The sequence below is a fragment of the Streptomyces sp. NPDC006265 genome (assembly GCF_040613555.1).
Lineage (GTDB): Bacteria > Actinomycetota > Actinomycetes > Streptomycetales > Streptomycetaceae > Streptomyces.
Window position 1 is genome coordinate 1 of sequence record NZ_JBEXSH010000519.1, and the last position, 6428, is coordinate 6428.

The 6428-nt window shown below is 71.9% G+C and carries 7 protein-coding genes; all 7 read right to left on the reverse strand.

Annotated elements, in window-relative coordinates:
• Positions 1-291: gamma-glutamyl-gamma-aminobutyrate hydrolase family protein (locus ABZ281_RS32405; protein ID WP_356661306.1), on the reverse strand; the 291-nt coding region annotated here is incomplete at its 3' end.
• Positions 288-1778 carry an aldehyde dehydrogenase gene (locus tag ABZ281_RS32410; protein WP_356661308.1) on the reverse strand — a complete coding sequence of 497 codons (1491 nt, stop codon included), beginning with the start codon at positions 1776-1778 and terminating at the stop codon, positions 288-290. The genes ABZ281_RS32405 and ABZ281_RS32410, both read right to left, overlap by 4 nt.
• Before the next feature lie 63 nt (positions 1779-1841).
• Entirely contained in the window at positions 1842-3302 is a 1461-nt protein-coding gene (locus ABZ281_RS32415; RefSeq protein ID WP_356661310.1) for an APC family permease, read from the reverse strand.
• 138 nt (positions 3303-3440) lie between these two features.
• On the reverse strand, positions 3441-4043 hold the full coding sequence (locus ABZ281_RS32420; protein WP_356661312.1) for a TetR family transcriptional regulator: 603 nt from the start codon (positions 4041-4043) through the stop codon (positions 3441-3443).
• Between the two features lie 58 nt (positions 4044-4101).
• Positions 4102-4947, reverse strand: coding sequence for a fumarylacetoacetate hydrolase family protein (locus ABZ281_RS32425; protein WP_356661314.1), 846 nt, complete (start codon positions 4945-4947; stop codon positions 4102-4104).
• Complete coding sequence (locus ABZ281_RS32430) at positions 4940-5869, reverse strand: 3,4-dihydroxyphenylacetate 2,3-dioxygenase (RefSeq protein ID WP_356661316.1); 930 nt, start codon at positions 5867-5869, stop codon at positions 4940-4942. Before ABZ281_RS32430 ends, ABZ281_RS32425 begins: the two co-directional genes overlap by 8 nt.
• The coding region (locus ABZ281_RS32435; protein WP_356661318.1) for an aldehyde dehydrogenase family protein at positions 5862-6428 on the reverse strand (567 nt) is incomplete at its 5' end. The genes ABZ281_RS32435 and ABZ281_RS32430, both read right to left, overlap by 8 nt.

Genomic DNA, 6428 nt, shown 5'->3' on the forward strand with positions numbered 1-6428 from the left:
GATGTCGAGGTCGAAGACGTCCTGGAGGGTGTCGACGTCGTAGACGGTGTCGTGGGTGTCGGCGGCGCCGTAGCGGGAGGGGGCGAGGTCGCCGCCGCCGGGGAGCAGGACGCCGTCGAAGCGGGCGAGCCGGGCGGCGGTGCCGGTGTCCGCCGGGTGGATGCTCGCCGGTTCGCCGCCGGCCCGCCAGACGGCCTCGATCAGGGCGCGGGCGTTGACCTCGGCGGCGTACCGGAGGGCGGAGGTCGTGGCCGAGAAGCGGGCGGGGACCGCTATCAGGGGGCGGGTCACAGCTGGATCCAGGTGGTCTTGAGATCGGTGTACTTCTCCAGGGCGTGGGCGGACTTGTCGCGGCCGTTGCCCGACTGCTTCATGCCGCCGAACGGCACGGTCAGGTCGCCCTCCTCGTAGCAGTTGACCCAGACCGTTCCGGCCTTCAGGGCGCGCGAGACCCGGTGGGCCGTGGACAGGTCGGAGGTCCACAGGCCGGCGGCGAGGCCGTACTCGGTGGCGTTGGCCAGCCGGACGGCCTCGTCGAGGTGGTCGAAGGCGAGCACGGACAGGACGGGGCCGAAGATCTCCTCCCGCGCCAGTCGCGAGCCCGGCTCGACGCGGTCGAAGACGGTCGGCTCCAGATACGTGCCGCCCGTCTCGGCGAGGAGGCGGTGGCCGCCGGTGCGCAGCCGGGCGCCCTCGTCGAGGCCGTGGCGGATGTGCCCGGCCACCCGGTCCAGGTGCGCGCGGCCGACGAGGGCGCCCATCTCCGTCTCCGGGTCGAGCGGGTCGCCGACCTTCAGTTCGCGGGCCCGTCGGACCACGGCCTCGGTGACCCGCTCGGCGATCGAGGAGTGCACGAGGAGCCGGGAGGGCGCCGTGCACATCTCGCCCTGGTTGAAGAAGATGCCCCAGGCGGCGGTGGCGGCGGCCTGCTCGAGGTCCGGGGCGTCGGGCAGGACGATGTTGGGCGACTTGCCGCCGAGTTCCAGCCAGACGCGCTTGAGGTTGGAGTCGGCTGCGTAGCGCAGGAAGTGGCGGCCGACCGCGGTGGAGCCGGTGAACGCCAGGACGTCGACGTCCGGGTGAAGGCCGAGGGCGCTGCCCGCCGTCGGGCCGTCGCCGGCGACGACGTTGAGGACGCCCGGTGGGAGGCCGGCCTCGGTGGCGAGGCGGCCGAGAAGCAGGGCGGAGAGCGGGGAGTTCTCCGAGGGCTTGAGGACGACCGTGCAGCCGGCCGCGCGGGCCGGGGCGACCTTCCAGCCGGCCAGGGTCAGCGGGAAGTTCCACGGGACCACCGCCCCGACCACCCCGGCGGGTTCCCTGGTGACCAGGGCGAGGGCGTCCGGGGCGGTGTGCGGGGACTCGTCGGTGAGCTTGTCCGCGAGCTGGCCGTACCAGCGGAAGGTGCCGATGACGGCGCGCAGTTCGATGCCGTACGCGTCCGAGATCGGTTTGCCCATCTCCAGGCTGACCGTGAGGGCGAGTTCCTCGCGCCGCTCTTCGAGCAGGTCGGCGAGGCGGAGCAGGGCCCGGCCGCGCTCGGCGGGTGCCAGACGCGGCCACGGGCCGCTGTCGAAGGCCCGCCGGGCGGCGGCGACGGCCGCGTCCACCTCGGCCGCGCCGCCGTCCGCGACCTCGGCGACGACCCGGCCGTCCCGCGGGGAGACGACCGGGAACGTCGCCCCTGCCCCGGCCTCCTCGGCGCCGTCGATGTGATGGCCACCGGAGAGCTGGAACGCCTTGGCGCGGCGCAGCCACTCGTCGTGGGGGACGACCGGCATGAGGACCTCCTTTGATCTCAAACGACATGGATGCGGCTGTCCGCGGACTGCAGCGCGTGCGGGTCAGCCGTCGGCGGGCGCCACGGTCCGGCCCCGCACCCGTGCGGCGACGAGGCCGAGGGCCATGACGACCGGGACGGAGAGGGTGAGCCACAGGGCGGTGGTGCGTTCGCCGCCGATGAGGGTGGTGAAGTTGGCCAGGATGAGCCAGATCGCGCCCGCGATGCCGAGCGCGCCCAGGGCGGGTGCGATCAGCGTGTTCCAGAGGCGGGCGTCGAGGCGGGCCCGGCGGAAGAAGACGACGACCGACACCGAGGTCAGCAGGTACAGCAGCATCATCGCCAGGACGGCGACGCCGCTGAACCAGGAGAACAGCGTCAGCACCGGGTCCTTGCCGGCCAGAGCGAAGGGCACCACCAGGAGGACGGCCAGGACCGTCTGGACGCACCCGGCGGTCCAGGGCGCGTGACGGCGGTTGAGCCGGCACAGCCGTATGGGCAGCAGCCGGTCACGGCCGAGGGAGAACAGGTAGCGGTTGGCCGAGTTGTGGAAGGTGAGGATGCCGGCGAAGAGGGACGTGGCGAGCAGGACGGGCAGCACGTCACCCACCCAGCCGCCGAAGTCGGCCGCGATGGGCGCGAAGACGAACCCGGCGCCGTCGCCGCCCTCCAGGGCCTTGCCCGCGGCCGCGGTGGCCTTGGAGGCGCCGTAGGAGGAGATGAGCATCCACGAGACCAGCGCGAAGAAGCCGGTGACGACGACGACCGCGAGATACGTGGCCCGCGGCACGGTCTTCTTGGGTTCGCGGGCCTCCTCACCGTAGATGGCGGTGGCCTCGAAGCCGAACATGGAGGCCACGGCGAACATCACGGCCACGCCCGGGGCGCCGCCCAGGGCGGCGGACGGCGAGAAGCTGTCGGCGAGGCCGAGCCCCTCGGGTCCGCCGCCCTTGAAGAGCGTGACCAGGGCGAAGACCGCCAGGATGCTGAACTCCGCGAGGACGAAGACGGCGAGGACCTTGGCGCCCATCTCGACGCCGGCCGCGCCGAGCGCCTGCACGACGGCCATCGTGGCCAGCGTCCAGACCCACCACGGCAGGTCGAGGCCGGTGTGGCTCGCGACCAGGCCGCTCACGATGGCGCCGTAGAGGCCGTACATCGCGGCCTGGATGGTGCAGTAGGCGAAGAGCGCGAGGCCCGCGCTGCCGGTGCCGGTGGTGCGGCCCAGACCCTTGCCGATGTACGTGTAGAAGGCGCCCGCGTCCACGACGTGGCGGCCCATGGCGACGAAGCCCACCGAGAACAGCAGGATCACCAGGCCCGCCACCAGGTATGCGGCGGGCACGCCGGGGCCGTTGCCGAGGGCCACGGCGATGGGGGCCGCGCCGGCGATGCCGGTCAGCGGGGCCTGGGCGGACAGGACGAAGAAGAGGATGCCCACGACGCCGAGGGCGTTGGGCTTGAGCGTGCCTGCGGTGGGCGCTTCCGGTTTCGCCGCGTGCCGGGAGACCGTCTGACTGTCCACTCGGATCACCTGCCAGAGGGGAGGAAGGGTCGTTTCAGGCCAAACGAGTTGCCTCATCGTGGGGCGGAACTATCCGTTTGGCAAGGGGTGAGGGACGAGGAATTGCGGCGCTGCGCGGCCGGCGAGGGCCGAAGCGGGTCAGGCCTCGTCGCCGCGCCGCTCGGCGAGCAGTCGCAGCACCGAGCGCAGCTCGTCCAGGGCCTCGTCGATGATCTCGCGCTCGCCGAAGACCAGCTGGTGCAGGACGAGTCCCTCCAGCGTGGCGAACACCATCCGGGACAGGCCCTCGTCGACCGGGCCGGGCAGCATCTGGGTGAGTTCGCGCCGGGTCGCGTCGAAGTACTCGTCGTACAGGGACCGCAGGTGGGCCAGGAGTTCGGGGCGGCGCCGGGACTCCAGGAGCAGCTCGTACTGGAACGCCTGGAGGTCCGGCCCGGCCTCCACCATGTCCGTGAGACCCACCGAGAAGTCGGCGACCTCGCCGGTACCCGGTTCGAGGGCGCTGCTGCTCAGGGAGGAACGGATGGCGTGGGCCACGGCCTCCTCGATCAGGGCGTCACGGGAGCCGAAGTGGTGCACGACCAGGCCGTGGGTGACCCCGGCCTCCTCGGCGACGGCCCGGTAGGTGAGCCTGCGCAGCCCGCCCCGGGCCACGACCCGCACGGCGGCCTCCAGCAGGGCCTCACGGCCCGTGCCGTAGTTCACGCGCTTGCGGGGTCGGCCCCCGGCGGGCTCGGTCATGCCCGTGACCCTACCCGGGGCGTCCCGCTCGGCGGCGCGGGGGCCGGGTACCACTTCATCAGCGGCGCGGGGGCCGGACACCACGGAACTCCCAGTCGCCACCGAGGGCGGTCGAGAGGACCTCCTCCGATTCCGTGGGCTGGGCACCCAGGTCCGTGCGGATGGCGGTCGGGCCGGTGACGATGTGGTTGCTGAGCCGCCCGAGCCCCTCGACCTCCACCTCCACGACGTCGCCCGGCTGGACGGGCCGCGAGTTGGCGGGGGTGCCGGACAGCAGCACGTCCCCGGGGTACAGGGTGATGGTGCGGGCGATGTCGGCGACGAGGTAGTGCATGTCCCAGGTCATCTCGTCGGTCGAACCGTCCTGCACCACCTCTCCGTTGACGTACGTCCGCAGCCGCTTGCCGTGGAAGTCCCAGTCGGTGACCAGGCCGGGGCCGAGCGGGCAGAGGGTGTCGGAGCCCTTCACCCGGAGCATCGACCCGGCGTCGGTGTCGCGGAAGTCGTGCAGGCCGTAGTCGTTGGCGACGGTGTAGCCGGCGATGTACTCGCCCGCTTCCTCCGAGGAGATGTTGCGGGCGGTCTTCCCGATGACGATGGCGACCTCGCCCTCGTAGTTGAGCCACTTGCAGCCCTCGGGGCGCACGATCGCGCCCCGGTGGGCGTTGAGGGACGAGGTCGGCTTGTGGAAGTAGGTGGGGGTGCCGGGAAGCCCGATCCGGAACTCGTCGACCCGGCTGCGGTGGTTGAGGTGGACGGCGATGACCTTGGACGGCACGACCGGCGGCAGATGCTGTGCCGTCTCGGTCTTGACGCGGCGGCCGTCCCCGGCGACGAGTTCGTCACCGTCGACGGTGACCTGGACGGCGGCGCCGTCGAGGAGGATGCGGCGGTACTCAGGCATGGGTGGACTCCTGCGCGGTGGTGCGGTCTGCGGTCCAGCCGCCGGCGGGGCGGTCGAACCAGAGGTGGGCCTGGCCGGTGCCGACGGAGTTCTCGTACGCGCCGTACTGGCGGGCCCTGGCGGCACAGGCCTGCTCGCCGAGGGCGCCGGCCATCATCAGGTAGTGGAAGAACTTCGCCTCGGGCTTGTACCGCCAGAACGCGTCCATCGTGTCGAGGACCTTGTCGTGGCGGCCCTCCTTGAACCAGGCGATGCGCTCGTAGTCGGCGTCTCGGGCCTCGGGGGTGCGGATGTGCACCGGGTCGCTGGCCTCGTGGTCACGCAGTTCGCGCAGCGGCCAGAAGGTGTGCGAGAGGGCGCCGGAGGCGATGAGCAGCACCCGCCGCCCGGGGGTCGCGGCGATCCCGTCGGCGAGCGCCCGCCCGAGCCGCAGATGGTCCTCCATGTCGCCCGTCTGGCAGACCCCGATGGTGACCCACCGCTTGTCGGGCAGCCCCTTCCCCAGGTATTTCCAGAGGTTGAGGGTGGCGTAGTAGATCGGCAGGTACGCGTCGTCGATCGGCGTGATCCAGGTGCCGTGTTTGTCGGCGAACGCGGCCACGTTGTGGGCGAGTTCGGGATCGCCGGGGAAGTCGTACGGCATCCTGCACATGCCGCGCGGCAGTTCCTCGGAGGTGAAGAGCCCGGCCCTGCGCGCCTGCGCGGTCACGACGAACTCGACGGTGGTCGCCCAGTGCGAGTCCAGGACGACGACGGTGTCGTAATCGTTGGCGGCATCCCGCTCGAAGACGTCCCTGCGCAGTTCCCGCAGCCCGGTGACGAGGGTGATCTCCTTGCCCTCGTTGAGCTCCAGCCGGTCTGCCTCGGGCAGCACGATGGTGGGCACGTGGGCGAGCAGCCCGGCTCCGACGATCTCACCCATGGTCCTGGTCCCATCCCTTCGGGGCGGTGACGGTGTTCTTCAGGTCGCAGTAGAAGTCGAAGCTCCAGGTGCCGCCCTCGCGGCCGACCCCGGACTGCCGGGAGCCGCCGAAGGGTGCCTGCAGGTCGCGCACGAAGAAGCAATTGACCCAGACGGTGCCGGCGACGAGCCGGGCCGTGACCCGCTCGGCCCGCTCCCGGTCTCCGGTCGCGACCGTTGCGGCCAGCCCGAATCGGGTGTCGTTGGCGAGCCGTACGGCCTCGTCCTCGCTGGTGAACGTCTGGAGGGTCAGGACGGGCCCGAAGACCTCCTCCTGCACGATCTCCGAGTCCTGCTCGACATCGGTGAGCAGCGTCGGCGCGTAGAACTGCCCGTCCCTGCACTGCCCGCCGATGACCGCCCGCGCCCCGGCCGCGACGGCCCGCCGTACAAAACCGTCGATCTTCTCCAGCTGGCGGGGGTGGATGTTGGGCCCGATGTCGGTGTCCTCGTCACGCGGGTCGCCCTGCCGCAGGGCGGTGGCCTTCTCGACGAACCGGCGGGTGAACTCCTCGGCCAC